Source organism: Sodalis sp. dw_96, from assembly GCF_018449575.1.
Taxonomy (GTDB): Bacteria; Pseudomonadota; Gammaproteobacteria; order Enterobacterales; family Enterobacteriaceae; genus Acerihabitans.
The window spans coordinates 19301-42601 of record NZ_JAAVUT010000017.1; the positions used below are offsets into that span (position 1 = coordinate 19301).

18 protein-coding genes are annotated in these 23301 nt (G+C 53.2%); 5 read left to right on the forward strand and 13 right to left on the reverse strand.

Annotation, left to right across the window (positions count from 1 at the left end; translation table 11 throughout):
• Nucleotides 1–49: 49 nt before the first annotated feature.
• From glgC to asd, 4 genes are all read right to left on the reverse strand, one after another.
• Complete coding sequence (glgC, locus tag HB631_RS20175) at nucleotides 50–1336, reverse strand: glucose-1-phosphate adenylyltransferase (RefSeq protein ID WP_213992979.1); 1287 nt, start codon at nucleotides 1334–1336, stop codon at nucleotides 50–52.
• Between the two features lie 13 nt (nucleotides 1337–1349).
• Nucleotides 1350–3584: a glycogen debranching protein GlgX gene (glgX, locus tag HB631_RS20180; protein WP_345945727.1), complete on the reverse strand. Its 2235-nt coding sequence runs from the start codon at nucleotides 3582–3584 to the stop codon at nucleotides 1350–1352.
• Nucleotides 3584–5767: a 1,4-alpha-glucan branching protein GlgB gene (gene glgB, locus HB631_RS20185; protein ID WP_213992980.1), complete on the reverse strand. Its 2184-nt coding sequence runs from the start codon at nucleotides 5765–5767 to the stop codon at nucleotides 3584–3586. The genes glgX and glgB overlap by 1 nt, the downstream gene beginning before the upstream one ends.
• 456 nt (nucleotides 5768–6223) lie before the next feature.
• Nucleotides 6224–7327, reverse strand: coding sequence for an aspartate-semialdehyde dehydrogenase (asd, locus tag HB631_RS20190; RefSeq protein WP_213992981.1), 1104 nt, complete (start codon nucleotides 7325–7327; stop codon nucleotides 6224–6226).
• A gap of 252 nt (nucleotides 7328–7579) precedes the next feature.
• Between asd and HB631_RS20195 the strand changes: the two genes are divergently transcribed.
• Complete coding sequence (locus tag HB631_RS20195; protein WP_213993049.1) at nucleotides 7580–8173, forward strand: YhgN family NAAT transporter; 594 nt, start codon at nucleotides 7580–7582, stop codon at nucleotides 8171–8173.
• A gap of 165 nt (nucleotides 8174–8338) precedes the next feature.
• On the opposite strand, the gene HB631_RS20200 is transcribed toward HB631_RS20195, so the two are convergent.
• The 3 genes from HB631_RS20200 to HB631_RS20210 all read right to left on the reverse strand — a co-directional run bounded on the left by HB631_RS20200 (nucleotide 8339) and on the right by HB631_RS20210 (nucleotide 10807).
• Nucleotides 8339–9190 (reverse strand): oxidoreductase, encoded by an 852-nt coding sequence (locus tag HB631_RS20200; RefSeq protein WP_213992982.1) that lies wholly within the window; start codon nucleotides 9188–9190, stop codon nucleotides 8339–8341.
• Between the two features lie 170 nt (nucleotides 9191–9360).
• On the reverse strand, nucleotides 9361–9894 hold the full coding sequence (locus tag HB631_RS20205; protein ID WP_213992983.1) for a nuclear transport factor 2 family protein: 534 nt from the start codon (nucleotides 9892–9894) through the stop codon (nucleotides 9361–9363).
• 61 nt (nucleotides 9895–9955) lie between these two features.
• Entirely contained in the window at nucleotides 9956–10807 is an 852-nt protein-coding gene (locus tag HB631_RS20210) for an oxidoreductase (RefSeq protein ID WP_213992984.1), read from the reverse strand.
• 115 nt (nucleotides 10808–10922) lie between these two features.
• Here HB631_RS20210 and HB631_RS20215 point away from each other — a divergent pair, with 115 nt between their 5' ends.
• The 3 genes from HB631_RS20215 to HB631_RS20225 all read left to right on the forward strand — a co-directional run bounded on the left by HB631_RS20215 (nucleotide 10923) and on the right by HB631_RS20225 (nucleotide 14798).
• Nucleotides 10923–11876: a LysR family transcriptional regulator gene (locus HB631_RS20215; protein ID WP_213992985.1), complete on the forward strand. Its 954-nt coding sequence runs from the start codon at nucleotides 10923–10925 to the stop codon at nucleotides 11874–11876.
• A gap of 354 nt (nucleotides 11877–12230) precedes the next feature.
• On the forward strand, nucleotides 12231–13331 hold the full coding sequence (locus tag HB631_RS20220) for a hypothetical protein (protein WP_213992986.1): 1101 nt from the start codon (nucleotides 12231–12233) through the stop codon (nucleotides 13329–13331).
• Between the two features lie 411 nt (nucleotides 13332–13742).
• A complete protein-coding gene (locus HB631_RS20225; protein ID WP_213992987.1) occupies nucleotides 13743–14798 on the forward strand; it encodes a hypothetical protein in 1056 nt (351 codons plus the stop codon).
• A 111-nt stretch (nucleotides 14799–14909) separates the two neighbouring features.
• Here the strand turns inward: HB631_RS20225 and gntT are convergent, their stop codons facing one another.
• From gntT to HB631_RS20240, 3 genes are all read right to left on the reverse strand, one after another.
• Nucleotides 14910–16229 (reverse strand): gluconate transporter, encoded by a 1320-nt coding sequence (gntT, locus tag HB631_RS20230; protein WP_213992988.1) that lies wholly within the window; start codon nucleotides 16227–16229, stop codon nucleotides 14910–14912.
• 288 nt (nucleotides 16230–16517) lie between these two features.
• On the reverse strand, nucleotides 16518–17513 hold the full coding sequence (gene gntR / locus HB631_RS20235; RefSeq protein ID WP_213992989.1) for a gluconate operon transcriptional repressor GntR: 996 nt from the start codon (nucleotides 17511–17513) through the stop codon (nucleotides 16518–16520).
• 190 nt (nucleotides 17514–17703) lie between these two features.
• A complete protein-coding gene (locus HB631_RS20240; protein ID WP_213992990.1) occupies nucleotides 17704–18399 on the reverse strand; it encodes a pirin family protein in 696 nt (231 codons plus the stop codon).
• A 436-nt stretch (nucleotides 18400–18835) separates the two neighbouring features.
• Here HB631_RS20240 and HB631_RS20245 point away from each other — a divergent pair, with 436 nt between their 5' ends.
• Entirely contained in the window at nucleotides 18836–20512 is a 1677-nt protein-coding gene (locus HB631_RS20245) for a methyl-accepting chemotaxis protein (protein ID WP_213992991.1), read from the forward strand.
• A gap of 164 nt (nucleotides 20513–20676) precedes the next feature.
• On the opposite strand, the gene yigL is transcribed toward HB631_RS20245, so the two are convergent.
• The 3 genes from yigL to rhtC form a co-directional block, all read right to left on the reverse strand.
• Nucleotides 20677–21477 (reverse strand): sugar/pyridoxal phosphate phosphatase YigL, encoded by an 801-nt coding sequence (gene yigL / locus HB631_RS20250; RefSeq protein WP_213992992.1) that lies wholly within the window; start codon nucleotides 21475–21477, stop codon nucleotides 20677–20679.
• Between the two features lie 52 nt (nucleotides 21478–21529).
• Nucleotides 21530–22525: a lysophospholipase L2 gene (pldB, locus tag HB631_RS20255; protein WP_255557158.1), complete on the reverse strand. Its 996-nt coding sequence runs from the start codon at nucleotides 22523–22525 to the stop codon at nucleotides 21530–21532.
• 90 nt (nucleotides 22526–22615) lie between these two features.
• Nucleotides 22616–23224: a threonine export protein RhtC gene (gene rhtC, locus HB631_RS20260; protein WP_213992994.1), complete on the reverse strand. Its 609-nt coding sequence runs from the start codon at nucleotides 23222–23224 to the stop codon at nucleotides 22616–22618.
• Between the last annotated feature and the right edge of the window lie 77 nt (nucleotides 23225–23301).

A 23301-nucleotide genomic window follows, 5' to 3' on the forward strand; every position in this document is an offset into this window, starting at 1 on the left:
ATTGCAGCTGTGTTGACGGCAACGCGAAAGCTATGGGGTAAAGGCTTCCCTAACTGAGGCCTGCCAGCATTTTGCGTGTCACCAGTACGATTCCTTCTTCAGAGCGATAGAATCGTCTTTCGTCTTCTTCGGCGTTCTCACCGATCACCATGCCTTCGGGAATGGAACAGGCGCGATCGATAATGCAGCGCCGTAGCCGGCAGGATCGGCCCACATTGACATCCGGCAATACCACCGCTTCATCCAGGGTGCAAAATGAGTTCACCCTGACCCGAGGAAACAGGACGGAATGCATGACATGGGTGCCGGAAAGGATGCAGCCGCCGGACACCAGAGAATTCAGGGTCACGCCGTGATTACCGGCCCGATCCTGAACAAACTTGGCCGGCGGCAGCGGTTCCATATGGGTGCGGATCGGCCATTGCTGGTCGTACATGTCCAGTTCCGGCGTCACCGACGCCAGGTCGAGATTGGCGCGCCAATAGGCGTCGAGGGTACCGACGTCGCGCCAGTAAGGCGGCGCCGAATTATCCTCGGCGGAGGAGACGCAAGAGAGAGTAAAGGGATGTGCCCAGGCTTCTCCGGCGGCGGTGACTTTCGGGAGGATATCCTTGCCGAAATCATGATTGGAGCTGTCGATGAGCATGTCCTCTTCCAGCAGTTGGAACAGATAATCCGCGTCAAAGACATAGATGCCCATGCTGGCCAACGCCTGATCCGGCGAGCCGGGCATGGCCGGCGGATCCGCCGGTTTTTCCACAAAATCCAGCACCCGGTACTCTTCGTCAACCGCCATGACGCCGAAATCCCTGGCTTCCAGACGCTCCACCGGCAAACAAGCCACCGTGCATTTCGCCCCTTTTTCCACATGATCGATAAGCAGGCGGGAGTAGTCCATTTTATAGATATGATCGCCCGCCAGGATGACGATATATTTGGCGCGGTAACGGCGGATGATATCCAGGTTTTGATACACCGCGTCCGCCGTGCCGCGATACCAGTTTTCGGTGGCGAAGCGCTGCTGTGCCGGCAACAGATCGACGAACTCGTTCATTTCCTCATTGAGAAACGACCAGCCGCGCTGGATGTGTTGCACCAGCGTATGGGACTGGTACTGGGTAATCACGCCGATACGGCGAATACCGGAATTCAGGCAGTTGGATAACGCAAAATCTATGATGCGGAATTTTCCGCCAAAATGTACCGCCGGTTTGGCGCGTTTAGCGGTCAGATCCTTCAGACGGGAACCACGTCCGCCCGCCAGAATCAGCGCAACGGATTGAATGGGTAATTGTCTGGCCAACATTACCGGGTCACTACTTTCAAACCTAACCATGGCCGACTCCTTATTATCGTTTTACCAGCACATAAACCGTACGGGCTTCCACGAATAAGTGGTCGGCCGATCCCGGTTGTTCTGGGCGCTCAAATGGTGCAATTAGCGTCCACTTCCCATCAGGTAAGGTCATTTCACAGGCTTTTGTCGTGGCGTTGATCACAAAGAGATAATCTCGGGAGAGCCGGATTTGCATTCGCCGTTCGCCCCCTTCCCACTCTGTCGCGCTCAATGCCTGCCCGTTTATATTCAACCAAAGCACCGTTTGTTCATCGTTCTCTCGCCACCAGCGGTTTTCCGTAAGGGCGGGTATTTTTTGGCGCAGGCGGATCAGGGCGGCGGTAAAGTCCGCCAGTTCGCGATCTCCCTGCCGCCAGTCCAGCCAGGTCAGTTCGTTGTCTTGGCAATAGGCATTGTTATTGCCCTGCTGGCTGTGACCCAGTTCGTCGCCGGCCAACAGCATCGGCGTGCCCTGGGACAATAACAGCGTTGCCAGCAAGGCCCGCTGGCTGTCACGCCGCGCCTGCCGGATCGACGGTTCCGCGTCGGGGCCCTCATGGCCGTGGTTATTACTGTGGTTATCGCCCGCCCCGTCACGGTTGTTTTCACCGTTGGCCTGATTGTGCTTTTCGTTGTAGCTCACCACATCCTGGAGGGTGAAACCGTCGTGGGCGGTGAGCATATTCACCGAGGCGCAGGGGTCGCGCCCTTCGGCGCCGTACAGATCGCTGGAGGCGGCAAAACGCCGGGCAAAGAGCCCCAGCGGCACATCGCCGTGCAGCCAAAACCGGCGCATATCGTCACGAAAATGGTCGTTCCATTCGCCGAACGGCGGCGGGAATCGCCCTACCTGATACCCGCCGGGCCCGATGTCCCAGGGTTCGGCAATCCACTTGCAGCCCGCCAGGTCGGGATGGTTCCGCAACGCGGCAAACAGCGGCGCGTCGCGCACGAAATCCGGCGTGCGTCCGAGCACGGTGCCCAGGTCAAAACGAAAGCCGTCCACATGGCAGGTCCGGCGCCAAAACAGCAGACAATCCAGCATCCAGGCGGTGACCGCCGGGTTGCTCAGTTGCAGGGTATTGCCGCAACCGGTCCAGTTGCGGTAATCACCACCCTCGTCCAGCCAGTAATATTCGGCGTTATCGATTCCGCGCAGGGAGAGGGTCGGCCCGGGCAGGTCCAGCTCCGCGCTATGATTGAACACCACGTCCAAGATCACTTCGATACCGGCCCGGTGCAGCGCCTTTACCATGTCGCGGAATTCATCCAGGGCGGTTTTCCCGTCAAGGCCGGAAGCGTAACCCGGCTCTACCGCATAAGGCGCCAGAACGTTATAGCCCCAATAATTGCGCAGTCCCTGACGCTGCAGGCGCGGTTCATCGGCATGCAGTTGCACCGGCAACAGCTCCACGGCGGTAACGCCAAGGTGTCGCAGATAAGCAACCATCAGCGGGTGCGCCAGGCCGGCATAACTGCCGCGCAACGCCTCCGGGATATCCGGATGCAGTCGGGTCAGGCCCCGTACATGGGCTTCATAAATCACCGTCTTGCCCCATGGCACGGCGGGAAATTCATCGTCCTGCCAGTCGTAATGCTCATCCACCACCAGGCATTTCGGCATTACCGGCGCGCTATCCGCCGCATCTGGCCGTTCCAGACCGCCGTTCAGGGCCGGATGGTCCGGCACCTTGCCCTCCAGCGCACGTGCGCAGGGATCAATGACCAGCTTGGCCGGATTAAAGCGAAGTCCCTTTGCGGGGTCGAACGGGCCGTGAAGACGATAACCGTAACGCTGGCGGGGTTTCACGCCGGCCAGATAGCCGTGCCGGATATCCCCGGTACGTCCGGGCAAATCCACTTGCCTCTCCCGCCCCTGTTCATCAAACAGGCATAACACCACCCGTTCCGCATGGGCGGAATAGAGGCTGAAGTTGACGCCCGTGCCGTTAAATCTTGACCCCAAGGGCGACGCTGCACCGATTGAGATGTGGTGAATGCCATCCTTACCAGCGTCTATGGATACGGCAGGTCCGACGGACATCGCGTTTTTGCCATTCGCATCGGGCGCGATGGGTTCAACGGACATCGCGTTTCCGCCATTCGCATCGGGCACGATGGGTTTAACGGGCATCGTGTTTCCACCGTCACCGACCGCCATGGGCGCGGCGGAGCCTGTGCGCAGCCCGCCTTCACCCTCAAAGCAGGCTTCCGGTAACGCCGGGGAACCGGTGTGCCGTGGAATCATCACGCCTCCCTGGCCAAGAAAATGGTGGCCAGCGGCGGCACGGTCAGCAGCAGGGAGTGCTCCCGGTGATGGCTGGGGACCTGTTCACTGTGAAGCTCGCCGCTGTTGCCCATATTGCTGCCGTTGTAGTACTGGGAGTCGGTATTGAGCACTTCGCGCCAGCGGCCGGCGGTCGGAATGCCGATGCGGTATCCCAGGCGCGGCACCGGGGTAAAATTACTGACGATGATCATTTCATTGCCCTGGCTGTCCCGGCGCAAAAACGCAAATACCGAATTTTCCGCATCGTCCGCCACCAGCCATTCAAAGCCGTCATAGCGGTAATCAAGTTCGTATAACGGTGAATGCTGCCGGTAGCACTGATTCAAATCGCGCACCAGCCGCTGCACGCCGCTGTGCATATTGTCGGCATCGTCCAATAGGTGCCAATCCAGGCTGACATCGTGATTCCATTCTTTCCATTGGGCGAACTCATTGCCCATAAACAGCAGCTTCTTGCCGGGATGTCCCCACATAAAGCCGTAATACGCGCGCAGGTTGGCGAATTTTTGCCACACATCTCCGGGCATGCGGTTGAGTATGGATTGTTTGCCATGCACCACTTCGTCATGGGACAGCGGCAGGACAAAATTTTCGCTGTACGCATAGACCATGCTGAAGGTCATTTGGTGGTGATGGTATTTGCGATGGACCGGATCCAGCTGCATATAACGCAGCGTATCGTTCATCCAGCCCATGTTCCATTTGTAATGGAACCCCAGCCCACCGGAATCCGGCGGGGCGGTGACGCCGGAAAACGAGGTGGATTCTTCCGCCACGGTGATGGCGCCGTCCCGCTGGGTGCCGACGGTATGATTGGTGTAACGCAGGAAGGCGATTGCCTCGAGATTTTCATTGCCGCCGTAGTGATTGGGCACCCATTGGCCCGCCGGCCGGCTGTAATCGCGATATATCATCGACGCCACGGCGTCCACCCGTAGCCCGTCGATACCGTACCGCTCCAGCCAGAACAGGGCATTGCCCGCCAGATAGTTGCGTACCTCGTTGCGGCCGTAATTATAAATCAGCGTATTCCAGTCCTGGTGCAGCCCTTCGCGGGGATCGGCATATTCATATAAAGAGGTGCCGTCAAATTTCGTCAGGCCGAATTCATCGCCGGGAAAATGGCCGGGTACCCAGTCCAACAGCACATTGATGCCGGCCTGGTGCGCGGCGTCGATAAACAGCCGAAAATCTTCCGGCGTGCCGAAACGACGGGTGGGGGCGTAGATACCCAGCGGCTGATAACCCCAACTGCCGTCGAAAGGATGTTCGTTGATGGGCAGCAGTTCGAGATGGGTAAACCCCATGTATTTGACATAATCCACCAGCTGCCGGGCCAATTCCCCGTAGCTGAGCCAGTAGTTGTTTTCGACGTGGCGTCGCCAGGAGCCCAAATGCACTTCATAGATAGAGATGGGCTGATGGCGCTCATTGGCCGCGTTCCTGCCGGGGTCGGCATCGGCGATGGCCGGGATTCCCCGCGTAACCGAGGCGGTTTCCGGGCGCATCTGGGCTTCAAAGGCATAGGGATCCGCCTTCAGGCGGGTCTCGCCATTGCAGTCGATAATTTCATATTTATACAGCTGACCGACGGTCACCGCCGGCAAAAACAATTCCCAGATGCCGTTTTCGCGCCGCTGGCGCATGGGATGCCGCCGCCCGTCCCAAAAATTGAACTGACCCACCACTGAAACACGCTGGGCGTTGGGCGCCCAGACGGCGAAGCGCATGCCCTCAACCTCGTCCAAAACGTCGGGGTGGGCGCCCAGCCGCTCATAAGGTCTTAAATGGGTGCCTTCGGCCAATAGCCAGCTGTCGATATCCTGCAGTAACGGCCCAAAACGGTATGGATCTTCAATAGTATAAGTATGCTCATGCCAGGTGACGGCTAATTGATATCGAAACGGTTTTTTTCGCCGGCTTAATAGCACCGAAAAAAAACCGCGGGCATCTTCACAGTTTAATTCTGTGATTTTACGCCCAGTTTTACTCTCAATTAATGTCACGGCACTGGCGTCAGGTAATAAAGCCCTGATCACCAATCCTTCGCTGGTGATATGCATCCCCAAAAATGAAAAGGGATCCGCATAACGTCCTGAAACCAAAGCTGTGATGACCTCATGGCCCGGAAATCCCGACATGGTATTCTTCCTTAGATTACTCCATGAAATAAAAGAATATTTCCAAAAAATCAGTTCGTATCCTTTAATCACGTATCCCAGCTTCCCCAAAGCGCAGAAATTCTTGCCGAGAGTAGCGGCAAGAAAAACAGGGGGTGGCAACGTGCTCAGAAATCCCTTCAAAGGAGTATTACACCGCGGGTGTAATCATACCCATTCAATAATAAGCATAGACAAAGGTTTAAAGGAAAGATTAATACTCAACAATGAAAATTTAAATCATTTATTAAACTATTGAAAATACATCATTTCAGCGCAAGATTCCTTTTGAAAATCATTGCAATAAGTCGAGATCGATCACAGATAAGGAGAATAACTGTTAAGTTTTATTAATATATTGACGTGGGATAAAGAAAGGTTAACCTGGCAGTCGTTTACCGGTCCCCTGACGGAGGACCGGCGGAGAGTGGAGGAAGATCAGGCCAATAAGCGCAGCATGCGGCGTAATGGTTCAGCCGCGCCCCATAGCAATTGATCCCCCACGGAAAACGCCGCAAGGTACTCCGGACCCATGTTCAGCTTACGTAAACGACCCACCGGCGTTTTCAGCGTGCCGGTCACCGCCGCCGGGCTCAGTTCACGTATCGACAGCTCGCGGTCGTTAGGCACCACATTGACCCAATCGTTGTGGGTTGCCAGCATCTGTTCTATATCCGGCAATCCGACATCCTGTTTAAGCTTGATGGTGAATGCCTGGCTATGGCAGCGCAATGCGCCGATACGCACGCATAAACCATCAATGGGGATGACATGTGCGGTATTCAGGATCTTGTTGGTTTCCGCCTGCCCTTTCCACTCTTCCTTGCTTTGGCCATTAGGCAACTGCTTATCTATCCAGGGAATCAGGCTGCCCGCCAGCGGCACGCCGAAGTTATCCGTCGCCAGGGTACCGCTACGGGTCAGGGCCGTGACTTTACGTTCAATATCCAGAATCGCTGAAGCCGGATCCTGCAACTCTTTGGCTACCTCGTTATGGAGTTGCCCCATTTGTACCAGCAGTTCGCGCATATGGCGGGCACCGGCACCGGAAGCCGCCTGGTAGGTGGCCACCGAAATCCATTCCACCAGATCCTGGGCAAACAGGCCGCCCAGGGACATCAGCATCAGGCTGACGGTGCAGTTGCCGCCGACAAACGTCTTGATTCCGTCGTTCAGGCCCTGTTGGATAACCGCCTGATTCACCGGATCCAGGATGATGATGGCATCATCGTTCATGCGTAGTGAGGACGCCGCATCAATCCAGTACCCTTGCCAGCCGATTTCCTTCAGCTTTGTATAGATTTCGTTGGTATAATCGCCGCCCTGGCAGGTGACGATAATATCCAGCGCGCTGAGCGCGTCCAGATCATAGGCATCCTGCAACACCCCTTGTTGTCCGTTGATGACCGGCGCAGCCTGGCCATGCTGGGAGGTTGAAAAGAATACCGGACGGATGGCGTCAAAATCGCGTTCTTCGCTCATGCGTTGCATGAGTACCGAACCGACCATACCGCGCCAGCCTATAAAACCAACGTTTTTCATGTTAACTGTCCTGCCTTGGAGGGTGACAAAGAGACTTGATGGTGTCTGGCTGCATGGAACTTGCAGGATACACAAAGACCACCTTACAAAAAGTGGTTGAATTGCTGCAAGTGAAATTATTCGATTAGAGGAAATTTTTCAGCAGCGTCGCTAATAATAGCCTCAAGGAGTGGGATTGACGGGTGAGCATCCTCCCCGTCCTGAAGGACAAGGTTTACGACGCGTGGGATAAAGCTGAAATTCGAGGTAATGATGACTGAAATGATCTCGGCTACCGTTTTATTATTTTTAATCATGGACCCATTGGGAAACCTGCCGATTTTTATGTCGGTATTAAAGCATTTGGAACCTAAACGGCGGCGAATAATTGTCATTCGTGAAATGCTGATTGCGCTGCTGCTTATGCTGCTGTTTCTGTTCGCCGGCGAGCGCATTTTATCTTTTCTCAACCTGAGAACGGAAACCGTCTCGATTTCCGGCGGCATTATCATGTTCCTGATTGCGTTAAAAATGATTTTCCCCACCCCGGATAGCGGCGGCAGCGGGCTGCCGGCCGGGGAAGAACCTTTTCTGGTGCCGCTGGCGATTCCGCTGGTGGCCGGTCCCTCTATCCTGGCGACATTGATGCTGTTGTCCCATCAATATCCGCTGCGGATTCCGCACTTGGTGGTGGCGTTATTAATAGCATGGGGCCTGTCGGTAATTATACTGATGCAATCCACGCTGTTTTTGCGCTTGCTGGGTGATAAAGGGGTCAATGCGTTGGAAAGGCTGATGGGCCTGCTGCTGGTGATGCTCTCCACCCAAATGTTCCTGGATGGCGCGCGGGCCTATTTACGCAGCTGAAGCAGACTATCACCGCGGCATGAATCGAGCCTGTTAAAGGGAGACCGTGGCGATGGGGTCGGAGCGGCCATTGTCGGCCGCGGAGCGCCCCATGCCACGGTATGCCCGCTACCACCGATCGTGCAACAAGCTGGTAATAGGGAGCGCTCCCCACATTCCCTGATCCTATTCCCCCGCCGGGAAGTCCGCCCCTTTGGTTACCTCGGCCCAGCCGTCAAAATCCCGCTGCAGCAGCCAGATCTTTTTATAGGCATTCTCCAGAGCGGCGTTGCCCAACAGCAATCGCAGCGGCGGGTTATCTGCCTCCACCGCCTGGACGATAGCTTTCACGGCACGTTTCGGATCCCCCATCTGCTTTCCGCTATAGCCCCGGCTGACCTGCGTCCGCTTATGGGCGGTCTCGGCATAATCGGCAATGGACTGCGGCGCTTCGGCGGCCGACCGCCCGGCCCAATCGGTCCGGAACGGACCGGGCTCGACAAGCAAAACCTTGATACCCAACGGCGCCACCTCCTGCGACAGCGACTCGGAAAGCGCCTCCACCGCGAATTTGCTGGCATGGTAAAAACTCAGCGCCGGAAAGGTGGTAATGCCGCCGATGGAGGAAATATTCACTATCGTACCGCCGCGCTGTTGGCGCAGGGTCGGCAGCACCGCCCGGGTCATGGCGGTCAGGCCCCAGACATTAATATCGAACATCCGGTGCACATCGCCCATCCGGCTCTCTTCAAACGAACCGAAATAACCGATACCGGCGTTATTCACCAATACGTCAATACGGCCGAAATGTTTGTTCGCGGCGCTGACGGCGTCATCAATCTGATCCTGCTGCGTCACGTCCAGCTTCAGCACCAGGGCATGGTCTTCATGGCCGGCGATGATATCCTTAACCTGATCGGGATTACGCGCCGTCACCACGGTAGGGTAGCCCAACGACAGGGTCAGCCCGGCCAGCTCGCGGCCGAACCCGGTGGAACAGCCGGTAATAAACCACACTGGTTTTTGTTGTGTTTGCATTTTCTTTATCCGCTCGTTCGGTGGTAACTACATCAGGGGTAACAATATTGGGGTAACTACAACCACAGAACATCTGGCCCTAAACCGAGGTCGAGTGAACTGCGTTGCTTAGGATGCGGCCTGCACGTACTGACAATGCTTAAGATGCAGACAGCATGCGTAGTCAAAGTTCAGGATGCAGGCTGCACGCGGCGCCAAAGATCGTTAAACGCGATGCTGTCGTAGAAAGCGGTAGCGTTAACGATCTTTTTATCCTTAAAGGTCAGAAACCAGGCATAGGAGTTACGATAGGGCTGGTGGTCCCGGGCCGTTCCGGCCGCGTCGAAATAGACGATAACCGTATCGCCGTCGGCGTAGATGTTATGGACAGTAGGCACCAGATGCCCCAATAACCTGGCGTTAAAGGGTTTCAACAGATTATCCATCACATCCTGACGGCCGTGATAGGTCCTGGAGGCAAGCGAGCGTCCCACCACTGTCCAGGTCATATTATCGGCAAAGAATTCAAATGGACTGCCGGTGCCTTTTTTCCAAGCGTCAAAACCGGACAGCACCATCGCCTTGTTCTGCTCAGCAGTGCTCCGGCTATTCTCTTGTGCCCATACAACCGGCACGGGCGCCAGGGCTAATAAGAGCAAGGCCAACGCAACGCCGACATAACGATTTCTGACCCTAGTGACAGTAAAATGCTTTACGCTCAACATGGCCGTTCTCCTTATAGGTCGTGGAATCCATCATCCTTTGAGATTTATTCCACACACCTCTTTAGTCGGGAAAGTCCGTGGAGGCTGACAGCGCGGCCCAGGCGTTCATCTCCTGTTCAACCAGGGCATTTTTCTTGGCTATCGCCGCCAGGGTATCCGTCCCCAGCGGCAATCTCAGGGGCGGCGTCCCGGCGTTCACCAGTTGGATTATCGCGGTTGCCAGACGGAGAGGATCGCCGGGCTGGTTGTGATTCAGCGTGGCGGCGACCCGGCGCACCGCGCCGGCGGTCTGATCGTAATCGTCGATGATATGATCGGCTTTGGTCAGGGAAGACGCATCGAGAAAATCGGTGCGGAAATAACCCGGTTCCACCACCGTTACATTGATGCCCAACGGTTTGAGTTCGTCATGCAGTGCCTCGGACAGGCCTTCAACGGCAAATTTTGTGGAGCAGTACACGCCAAATCCGGCGGCGGAACGATAACCGCCGATGGAGGAGAAATTGATGATATGTCCGGCGCGCTGCTGGCGCATCTGCGGCAATACCGCCTGAGTCACACTCAACAGGCCGAACACATTGGTGTCATACATGCGCCGCACATCCGACAGGGCCGATTCTTCAATCGCTCCCAGCAGACCGAATCCGGCGTTATTCACCAGCACATCGATCCGCCCGAAGGTGGCTAACGCCGCTTTTACCGCGGCATGCATTTGTTCCGAGTCGGTCACGTCCATTTTTAGCGGCAATAGCCCTGGGGATAGGCCCAAGCGCTCAACGATGGCGTCGGGGTTGCGGGCGGTGGCGACCACCGCGTCGCCTTCCGCCAACGCGGCCTGGGCGATCAGTGCGCCGAACCCGCGTGCCGCACCGGTTATAAACCAGACGTGTTTGAATTCCGAGGAAGTTTTCATGCTGTTTGTCCCGTTTCTGCGAAAGTAAAGAAAGTATAAGGAGTGGTTTGTAATAAACTAGATGACATTTGCTAGACTGATAATCCGCATTTACTTGCGAATCACGGGACGGCCCATGAATGAAATTCGCGCGATAACCACTTTTATCCGTGCCGCTGCGCTGGGTAATTTACGCAAAGCCGCCATCGATCAGGGAATTTCGCCCCAGGCGGCCAGTCAGGCGGTGATGCAATTGGAAAATAGCCTCGGTATCCGCTTGTTCCATCGCACCACGCGCAAATTAAGCCTGACGCAGGAAGGGCAGCGCTTTCTAGACAGCGTGAAACCAGGCATTGAGCTGGTCTCAGGCGCCTATGCCGCCGCGCGACGTTCCACAGAAGTGATTGAGGGGCCATTGAAGGTCAGCGCCCCGAGGGCGCTGGGACTATCGTTGTTTCATGCCTATTTTATGGCGTTTTGCGATGCTTATCCGGAAGTGCAGTTGGATATCCAGCTCGAAGACCGTTTTACCGACCTTGCGGGGGATCGGGCGGATGTGGGATTCCGCGGCGGCGCTTTGCCATCGGAGGGGGCCATCGCGCGTCATTTGCTGCCGATTCAGATGATCGTTTGCGCAGCGCCGTCTTACATTGAACGGTACGGGGCGCCGGCCTCAATAGAAGAGCTTGCCCGGCACTCCTGTACCGGTTACCGCACGGCGAATACCGGAAAAATCGCTCCCTGGGAGTTTCGCGTGAAGGACGAACTGGTGTATCAGGATGTTACCCCCCGCTTTTGCACCAATGATATCGAAGGGGAGGCCCAGGCGGTACTCGACGGGCTGGGTATCGGCCAGTTGGGTAGCTTCACCGCCGCCGAACCTATCCGCAGCGGCAGGCTGATACCGCTCTTGGTTCAGCATGTCACCGATCATGAAGGCATATACATGTATTACGGCCAGCGAACGGAATTGCCGCTGCGGGTACGCACTTTCATCGATTTTATGGTGAAGCATTTGGCGGGCAATCGCCGTTTTTTTCTGGAGCCGGCTGAGTTAAGGGCACTGGCTTCGCCCCGCACGGCTCCTTAAGTGGGCGCGAACATGGGGACGGTATTTTTACAGGCACCTTAAAAACTCATGGATATCATTGGGCGGCCCAATATAGCAATGGCTTTGCGGGTTGAGAAAAAGCCAGAGGTAATTCATGAACAGGTTGTGCTACATATCAAAATATGTGAAGTAAAATTATTTTTCTCAATAAAATTTATGAATTCAATTTAAAACGAATATTAAATATAAATCAACTTGCTGGACAGATCCTTTATTTCAACACATTCGGTCTTCCTTTCTTAAGTGTTGCCTGTAGGATATGGCGGTCAGTCTATTTACTCGACTCCATTGTCCATTACGCTTCAACATTTCATATTCAGCAAAGGGTGAGATATGTACCCAGAATCCATAACACAGCAACCCCATATGCCTCTGTATATATCCAACAGCGAGGACAATACCCAGACCGGTTCGCCTGACAAAATGACGCTACAGCGGCTGAGCGAATGCATAGAAGGAGGTTGTCCAGATTTTGACCAACTCGACGCCGCGCAGAAAGAGGATTATAGCAACGACCTGCTTAAGTTATACTTATCGTCGATACCGGACCCGGCTGCCGAAGTCGAAAGACTACCTATCCCGCTATCGAATAACCTATTGCTTGATATCGAAAATAGCGGTGATGGCATGGTGCTCGCCATCGGGGATCATCTCGCTATCGTTGAAAACGTCAAGATTCAAGAGATTCCGGAAATAATTCGCCAACATATAATTAAAAACGTCGAAATTTTCAGGCACACTGAACTTTATGCCGCCGTCAGTTCAAAAGACAAAATCCATGACGCTAATAAAAATAATAAAAATAATGAAGGACTGATAATCTATATTAATGACAAGATTGAAGAATTGCAAATTCTGACCGATGCCCACCCAGAAATAAAGCAGGACTGCTTTTTGGTAGCGGAATATCTTAGGAGCAAAGCGACAGATCCTGGAAATTTTAAATTACCAGATTCACTTCAACAAATTGCTGAAATGAACTTGCAGATTGATTTCGGCTGCCTTTTCTCTGGAGTGGAAAAAGAGGTTTCAATAGGTAAAATTGCAGCCCAAACATACGCCAGCGTCAAGAGCAAAACCAGCCTCCTAATAAGAGCTGCGGAAAAAGATCTGAGGGAAAACGTCGATTACCTATGTGATTACCTTAAAAACGCTTATCCCCAGGGTTGCATTTTGAAGGTCGGCGGTAGCGTGGGACATTATAGCTACTATGACGTACAAAGAGATATCCTGTTTTCCGGTGGAAAAAACTCCTACGCTATTGGTATGTCCGGCTTGAGTTTGCAAGAATATTTCGCTAGAAAGTTCAACAGCGATAACATTGATTATAAAGTAACGTTGACGCTGACCGATCATGACGCCGAGGAAATGCTGGACGTCGCCGGCATTGTGTCAGAAGAAACGGGCATACCTCGTGAAGAGTTTTTAAAATAAAATTAAGCCCTGGTGGAAGCATCGGGACTTTTTTAACAGCTCGGCATAAAAGCCTAAACGGATAGATATTATTTCGCGAACCGCTGTAGCGATGACGTTAAAGGTGATGAACTACAGCAAAGATCATTATTGAACAAGCTATGAATAATGTAGTAAACAAAATAATTCTGAATAGAAACAATTTATAAATCGATATCCCGGCTTAATGTGTAATGGTGCTTAAATGTAAGTCATATTTCTGGGCAAACGATAATTTCAGTCTTTAGTCTCGCTTTCTTAAGCATTGTATGTAATATAAGGTAGTTATTATATATGTTCTACCTCACTTTCCATTTCGCTTCAACATATCATATTCTGCAAAGGGGAATTTATGCTCCCAGAGTCCATAACCCATAACCCACATACGCCTTTGTGCGCCATCAACAGCGAGAATATCACCCAAAACGATTCGCCCGAAAAAAGACGCTTCAGCTGCTTAAATTAAGCATTAATGGCGGACGTCCACAAAACAGCACCTTTGAACCTATTGAAGCCGATGAAACTATTATTGTCTTTAACACCCTTAGCGCTGAAAAAAAAGAACTTCATTTTCATGATCTGTATACTTTTTACATATTTTTTTTCTTGGAATCGAATGCCGATATGGGAAGTTTGAAGTTCGAGTTATCCAATAATCGAGTTTTGAGTGTCGCTAACATTGGCGACAATTTAGTGCTAAGCATGGCTGGCATAAAAGATACTCTTGTAAAAATCAAGACTAAAGAGATACCCGACATGCTTGAACGTTTCATATTGAAGTATAACGATTTTTTCAAAAAGAGTGATGTTTATACTGTGGTGATGAAATTTGACACTGCAAAAAAACATCGTGAATTCGATATTCTGACAAATGCCCATCCTCTTTTAAAACAGCCATGTTTTTTGTTGGCGGAGTATGTGAAAAGCAAATCTACCGAGCCCCAAAAATTTCGTTCCCCGGCACTTGATGATCTGAGCAAAACCGGCCTCCCGCTCGATATCGGATGCTTTTTCTGTGGCGATAAAAACAACGAAGCATACCTTAGTCTTGGAGATGATATCAAAGTCGAGGAGTACATCAGCAGAAGCAATAAAATCAGCCTAAAAATCAGGGCGCAGAAACAGCTGCTGAATACATATGCCGATGATATATTGAAAATTATCAAGAATGCCTTTCCCATGGGATGTATTTTGAAATTAGGCGATGGCGAGGGGGACCATGGCTACTACGATGTCCAAAAGGATATCCTGTTTTACGGCGGTACAGCTGCCTACGTTGATAACATGTCCGGCATGGGTCTAAAGGATTTTTTTGCCCAAAAATCTAATAGCGGCAATGCCGGCCGGAAGGAAACGCTAATGCTGACAGATCATAGCGCCCTAGAGTTATTGCAGGAGTCTACGCTTGTAGCAGGGGAGTTGGGCATGAAATATGAAAGGTTTACTTAGGGGCATTGATGGCAAAAACACCGCGAATCGCCTCCAATGGGGTGGGTGCAAAAACCGTACAGGCACATTGCCGGAACATTTGAGTCCCGGCCCTGGGGGCCGGGATTTCTGTTAGGCAATGGCCATATTCAACAGCAGGCAGCCTACCAGGCCGCAGACCGAAATAATGGTTTCCAATACCGACCATGACCGGATGGTTTCCATGATGGTCAGGTTGAAATACTCCTTGAACAGCCAGAAGCCCGGATCGTTCACATGGGAGAAGATAACGCTGCCGGAACCCACGGCAATCACCATCAGCTCGGGGCTGGCGCCGGTGGAAGCGATTAGCGGCGCGGCGATACCGCCGGCGGTGATGGCCGCCACGGTGGCGGACCCCAGGGCAATACGCAGGATGGCGGCAATGGACCAGGCCAGCAGCAAGGGCGAAATCGCACTACCGGTCATCAGGCGGGCGATATAGGTACCGACCCCGCTGTCCACCAGCACCTGTTTAAAGGCGCCGCCACCGCCGATGATCAGCAGGATCATGGCAATGATCTTCACCGCGTCGCTGATGCTTCCCATGACCTGATCCACCGTACGGCCACGGTTGATGCCGAAGGTAAAGATGGCAATCAAGACCGAAATCAGGGTCGCCATAATCGGGTCGCCGAGGAAATCGGCATAGGTCCGGATCGGGTGGCCGGCGGGCAGGGACATTTCCGCCACCGCACGCAGGGCCATCAGTACCACCGGTATCAGCGAGGTCCAGACGCTGACGCCAAAGCTCGGCATTTCCGCTTCGGTGAAGATTTTCGGGTTATACAGTCCTTCCGGCACCGGCTTATCGATATCCTTGAGGAACCGGCTGTAAACCGGGCCGGCCAGAATAACCGTGGGCACGGCTAAAATCGCGCCGAACAGCAGGGTCTTGCCCATATCGGCATGAAATATGGTGGCAATCGCCGTCGGCCCGGGATGGGGCGGCAGGAAACCATGGGTGACGGACAGCGCGGCCGCCATGGGCACCCCGACATACAGCAGCGGTATTCGCGCCGTCGCGGCGATACTAAACACCAGCGGAATCATCAAGACGAAACCGATTTCGTAAAACAGCGCGAAACCGACGGTAAAGCCGGTCAATACCACTGCCCATTGAACGTTTTGCTTACCGAATTTTTCAATCAGGGTGGTGGCGATGCGCTGTGCGCCGCCGCAATCCGCCAGTAGCTTACCCAGCATGGCGCCGAAACCAATAATCAGCGCCAGGCTACCCAATGTCCCGCCGACGCCATTTTTGATGGAATCAAGCACCTTGCTCACCGGCATGCCTTCCAGTACGCCGACAAGGAGCGCCACCACGATTAAGGCAACAAATCCATTCAGTTTAAAACGAATCATCAGGAGCAGCAGTAATGCCACACCGATAGCAACGATAAAGAGCGGCATAAAAAATCCTCAATGGCTTCTTTTCCCGGCAAGGGCTTGATTTTCCCCGGCCTTCGAGTAGTTATGCATTCGGGTTAGTGATGCGCAATAAGGGGTAATCCCCAACCAACCGTTTGAGCATAGTAGTATTCTTGATGTTACCGGTATCATGATACCGGTAACATCCTCAGATAAGGAATCCATCCTGGTGACAAAATTAGCGTTTTGGGATGTGGATCATAAATATGACCCTGGTAAATGACGCTGATATGAATAATGGGGAAAGGGAGAAGGAAATGGACAGGTAAATCAAATACTCTCGCCGGCCAGCAATGTAAAGCCAAGATCCACTTTAACCGGATCGACGACTTCACCCCGTAGGCGGGCCAATAATTTTTCGGCGCTCAGGCGGCCCATCTCCTCGCGGGGGGTGAGCACGCTGGCCAATTTAGGTTGCATCACCTGGCCTATATCATGGCCGTGGAAACCCGCCACCGCGATATCCTGCGGAATACGCAGGCCGAGCCGCTGGCATTCAAACACCGCGCCGATGGCCAGGTCGTCATTGGTGCAGATAATGCCGTCAATGGCCGGATATTCCTCGCGAGCCTGGCGCAATAAATCCACCCCGGTGGAGTAGGACGATGATTCAGTTATCATCACGCTATGGACGGGCAGGCCCCGCTCGCGCATCGCCTGTTCGTAACCCCGCTGTTTGATGATGGTGCGTTCATCCAGGCGGGCGCCGAAATAGACAATATGGCGATGGCCGCGATCCAGCATCAGCAAGGTCATCTGCCGCGCCGCTTCGAAATTATCGAACCCCACCGCGATATCCAGACACGGCGAGACGCTGTCCATGATCTCCACCACCGGGATACCGGCCACTTCGATCATTTTCAGAGTACGCGGCGTGTGCGATCGCTCCGCCAGGATCAAGCCGTCGATATTATAGGACATCAGCGAGGTCAGCCGCAGTTCTTCTGTTTCCGGCTGGTAACCGTAGTGGGCCAGCATGGTTTGATAACCGTTGGCATCGGTGACGGCTTCAATGCCGCGCAACACTTCGGCGAAAACCTGGTTGGTCAATGAGGGCAACAGCACGCCGATGGCCCGGCTGGTGGCGTTGGACAGGATGTCCGGCGCCCGGTTGGGAATATAACCCAGTTCATCCAGCGCGCCGGCGATTTTATATTGCAAAGCCTCTGATACCAAAGCCGGGTTACGCAGATAGCGGCTCACCGTCATTTTAGTGACGCCCACTTTATCGGCAACATCTTGAAGACCCGGTCTTTTTTTCTTCATTTCGTGTTATAGCTGCCCCTGTTCAGAATGGGGTGGAGTTTAGCAAAAAAAACCGATGGCGAGTATGTTTATGCATGGCTCTTTCAGCCCGGGCCGGAAGCCTCGTCAAAAAAACAGGCCTCCGGCATAATACCGAAGGCCTGTCCATTGACTGTTCCCTGTCTTGCTTCTTATAGACAAATCCCGCCCCTTACACCGCCGGCAAATCAAATATCAGAATTTCGCTGTCCTGAGCGGCCCGCAGGGTTAAAGCGCTTTCATCCCATATCGCCAGACCGTCACTGGCGCTTGCCTGCTGACCGTTGATGGACAATTGGCCGCGCACCACCTGGATCCAGGTCCTGCGACCGGGTTCCAGCGTCAGCGTTTCCTGCCGATCGGCCCCCAGCGCCCACCGGGTCAGGGTCATATCCTGGAATACCTTTAAAGAGCCATCTCGAGCATCCGGCGACAGCACCAGTTGCCGTCCCTGGGGCGCATCAAAGCGGCGCTGTTCGTAACGCGGCGCCAGGCCGGCTTTTTGCGGCAGGACCCAAATCTGGTACAAATGCAGCGGCATGTCATCTCGGCCATTATATTCCGAATGGCGTACGCCGGTACCGGCGCTCATGATCTGGAACTCACCGGCATGAATTTGTTCCTTATTGCCCATGCTGTCCTGGTGTTCCACGGTCCCTTCCAATACGTAGGTCAGAATCTCCATATCCTTATGGGGATGGGTACCGAATCCCTTCCCCTCCGCGATTCGGTCTTCGTTAATAACCCTTAATGCGGAAAACCCCATGAAATTGGCATCGTAGTAGTCGGAAAATGAAAACGAATGCCAGCTATCCAGCCAACCGTGATTGGCATGACCTCGATCGTTTGCAGCACGTAAATAAATCATGTTCAAGTCTCCTCAATGTTTTTTCCAGTCTATCCCTGCACTGAGAATAAGAAAGGATAAAAAACTCATCGCTTAAGTCAAAAATTTTGAACGTACCGAGCCGACAGCTTCAGAGGTTTTGCCATCGCAATAAAACGCCATGGTGAGTTTCACTTTTTTTTTCAGATACAGAACCGAAATATAAACGTCGCTTTACAATCATATAACTATAATCGATCAATAAACAAAACATGATAGCCAACGCCTATCATAAAATTATATAAGAAAGATTAAACCGATCAAAATGGTAAAGAAGCGCTCCGCCCATCCGATAAGTATGCTGAGTGCAGGAATAAAGTCTTCATTTTTCCACTTTCGGGAAGCTCATTCCCCCATCTGACGTGACGCATAGGGATCGGGGGTAATGAAATGGCAGTAGTTATTTTAGGAGTGAGTTATGAGGCTTGCGAATATAAAAATTGGCCGCAGATTAACGATAGGTTTTACATTATTATTAGTTTTGATTCTACTATCCGGCGTGATATCCATCTTTAATCTTGCTAAATTTAATAAAAATATCATTCATATCGTTTCAGTGGATTACCCGGTCACCGTCAGCGCAAATAATATCGTCGACGAATTTAATCAAATTATAGCAATGCAGCAATATATGCTGCTGGCTAGCGATAACACCGGCGCCAGCCACCAAATCAATCATATAATAGATATTCGAAAACAGATCGGAGAAGAATACGATTCAATGGCCAGTGCCGTCATAGACCCGCCCTCCGTACAGTTACTGAAAGAACTCGTCACCGTCCGCCAGAATTTTATAGCATCCAATAAGCGTTTCGAGGCCGCTATGCTCAGCGGGGATAAGGCGACGGCAACCCGCGAATTTATGGATACATCCTTACCCATTATCGCCGAATACCGTTCGGGAATTAAAAAATTTATCGCCCTTCAAGATAATAAAATGGTCACCTCCGAATTCCGGGTTTCGGAGGATTTCAAATTAATTCGTTTGGTACTGATAATATTAATTCTTGGCAGCCTCGCCATCGGTATTGTGATTGCCTGGCGCATTACCCTGAGTATTACCCAGCCGCTACAACGGGCGGTAAACGTGGCCAGGAGGGTAGCGGAAGGCGACTTAACCGGTTCGGCAGCCAACGCCGCCCATGATGAGACCGGCTTATTGCTGCAGGCGCTGGATGATATGAACACTAACCTGCATCGTATTGTGCAGCGTGTCCGGGACGGAGCGGAGGCGATTGCCGACGCGACGGCCCAGATCGCCATCGGCAACCAGGACCTCTCGTCACGTACCGAGGAACAGGCGGGTTCCATCGAGGAAACCGCCGCGTCATTGGAACAATTGACCTCCACCATCAAAAACACGGCGGCCAATACCGCCGAGGCAACCGAAGTCTCGGCGCGGGCGTCCGGTATCGTGAAACACAATGGCGAACTGATGGGACATGTCACGGACAAAATGCGCAGCATCCGGAAATCATCGGAGCATATGTCGGAAATTATCGGCGTCATCGACAGCATCGCGTTCCAGACCAATATTCTGGCGCTGAATGCCGCGGTTGAAGCCGCTCGCGCCGGAGAAAACGGCCGCGGTTTTGCCGTGGTGGCCAGCGAAGTCAGAGCTTTGGCCCAGCGCAGCGCAACCGCGGCCAAAGAAATCAAAAACCTGATTGATGAATCGGTCAATCAAATTCATGACGGTATGAAACTTGTTGAGGAAGCGGGGATCTCTATGAAAGACATGGTCGCCAACGTGCATAATGTCACGGATATTATAAAAGAAATTGCCCAGGCCAGTAACGAGCAAAGCGACGGCATACACCAAATCAATCTCGCGGTAGGACAGATAGACAGCTCGACGCAACAAAACGCGGCATTGGTTGAAGAGGCTGCCTCGGCGGCGGTTTCACTTCAGGCCCAGGCGGCGTCCCTGACGCAAATAGTGAGTACCTTTAAACTGACGTCGGCATCGTTGAACGACGCCCTTACATTTCATAAGGCAGGTTCGGACCATGCGCCGGTGGGGAAGGACCCGCGGCCAGCCGCGACTGAGCAATCGGAAAAAGCGGACAAAGGGGAAAGCTGGGCTTCTTTCTAAGGCCTGATATCGGCCAAAAAAAAGCCGGCACCCAAGCCGGCTCAAGTATAACTGGAAGCAATGTGAGCAATGTCGTGCTTTCGCGGCTCCCCCTCATAAGAGCGGAAATCCGGAAAGCATGGAGATAATAATCATTATCATTCGCACTTGTAAAGCATTTTTTTTTAACCGAGATACATTTTCCGTAGCAAATGGGATACGGCTTCTTCCTCGTTGGTGCCAATGACTTCCAGCTCGGGCAGCAACTCTTTCAGGCGCTGATGGGAATTGCCCATGATAAAACCTTTGCCGGCCATAGCCAGCATCTCTTTGTCATTCATACCGTCGCCAAAAGAGACACAATCCGCCAACGAATAACCGATGGTCTTAGCGACCTGATTCAGCGCATGGCCCTTGGATACCCCACCGGCCATGACTTCCAGACAAACCGGCAGCGAAAAGCTGACATTGACCCTATCACCCCAGCGCGCGTTGAGCGCCGCTTCCAGCTCGGTTAACCGGTCATGGTCGTCACTGGTGTAATAAACTTTACAGATGCCGTCGGTTGGCAGCATGCCCGGTTCGAACAACTGATAATTGAAATCGGATTCCCGGAAAAAGTCCTGTTGATCGAGACGGTCACGGTTCATATACCAATCATCGCGACGATATACGTTGGTAAGTATTTTCGCGTCATCATGAACCAGGCCGAACAGTTCGCCGGCAATATCGCCGTCCAGATCGTGGGCGAAGATCAGTTCACCGGCGGGATTGTGCACGCGCGCGCCGTTGGAGGTAATCATAAAGGCGCTGATCCCCAGATTATCGCGGATTTGCGACACATCAATATGGTGCCGGCCGGTGGCGAACACAAAATGAATATCCCGGGCGGTGAGCAGCTGCAAGGTTTCTTTGGTATAAGGCTTGAGGGTGTGGTCCCCTGCAAGCAGGGTACCGTCCAAATCGGATGCGACAACTGGATACATAATTCTGGTTAATCCTCTGGCGTTGGCGACGGCAATCACCGCCGGAATAAAATTAATGATGCCGCGCGAAAAAAGCGGTGATGATGTTCAGCGCCTCGGCGCGTAAAAGATCGCTTTCAAACAGTATCTCATGCCGGGCACCCTCGATCCTGACGGGTTTATTTCCCTCGCAGGGGTGACCGGCGTCGGCCATTGCCCGGCAGAAAGCATCATGGCTGCGGTTATCCACGACTTTTTCCTCATCCGCCTGGAGCAGCAGCAACGGCGTGGTAATGGCGGGGGCCTTGGTCAGGATGTCGTTGCCCGCCAGAATGCCCTCTCTAACCCAATGGTAGGTTGGCCCTCCCACCCGCAATTCCGGATCGTCGGCATAAAATCGTAAACTGCGCCGATAGCGTTGCCAGCTATGGGTCAACAAATTGAGCACAAAAGGCATCGGTCGCCACTGGCCGGTACCGATAGCGTAATAATCACGCATGGCGGGATGCCGCTCGGCCCATTCCAGGATCTTCCAGGCCAGCCAGTGCGGCATAGGCAAACGAATACCGAACATCGGTGCAGATAATACCGCGGCATCGCAAGATTCGGGGTGAGCGGCCAGGAACAGGGCTAATATTGCGCCCCCCATGGAGTGCGCCAGGGCGAAACGGCGTTTATAACCGCCGGTATCAACATACTGTTGCCAGAATTGCGCAAAATCCGCCACATAATCATCGAATTGCAGCACATGCCCGCGATGACTATCCGCCAGCAGACGACCGGATCGCCCTTGGCCGCGATGATCGATGACCATCACATCGTAACCGCAATGGTACAAATCATAAGCGATTTCGGGGTATTTAACGTAGCTTTCGATGCGGCCGGTACTGATAACCACCACTTTATTATGCCGGGGGGAGCGCAAACGGACAAAACGAATGGGCATGCCCTGTGCACCGATAAACTCTCCCTCCTCGCGCCGGCGCCAGAAATCCAACAGCGGACCGGTATAAAAAGCGGCAAATTGTTCTTCGCGAGTCAACCAGCTTTGCTTATGTCCTGATACCAACTCTAATACTCCTGGCATGACAGAGGGCAAAAAGGTCACGTTCCGTCGCACCGATGAAACTTAGCGCTGTCAGGGTGGGCATGTGGCTGGCTACCGGGAAATAATCAGGCTGATACCGAAACCGGCGAAAAACACCCCCGCCACGCCGTCAATCCAGCGCGTCATGCGCTGGTAGCCGCGGCGCATGGCAGGCAGGGCGAACACCACCGCCACCAGGGTGAACCAAAACAGGGTTTCGCCGACGATCATGACAAACAAGCCCCAGCGCGCGCTGGCGGCGACGTTATCGCCGACAAACAGCGAGAAGACGCTGCCGAAATAAATCAGCGCCTTGGGATTGGCCAGATTGGTGAACAGGCCGCGTAAAAAGGTATAGCCCTGATGGGGCAGCGGTGCGCCGGATTGCGCCCCCGGATGACGGGCGGAACACAGCAACTGCCAGCCCAGCCAACAAAGATACAGACCGCCGCCCACCGTGATGATGCTGTGCAGCCACTGCATTTTTGACAGCAGCAGATGCAAACCCATCAATGCCAATGCCGCCCAAACCGCCACCCCCAGGCTGATGCCCAGCACACCCAGCATGGCATCATGCCGGGAACGGCTGACCGCGGTTTGGGAGATAAAGAAAAAATCCGGCCCTGGGCTCATCAGCGCAATCAAATGGACCATGGCCACGGTGGCGAACAGTATTAACATTATCGACTCTCCTCTACCCGACATACTTCAAGATGCAGGTGTGTTGGTAATACTCCACCGCCTTCCTGCAACTCGAT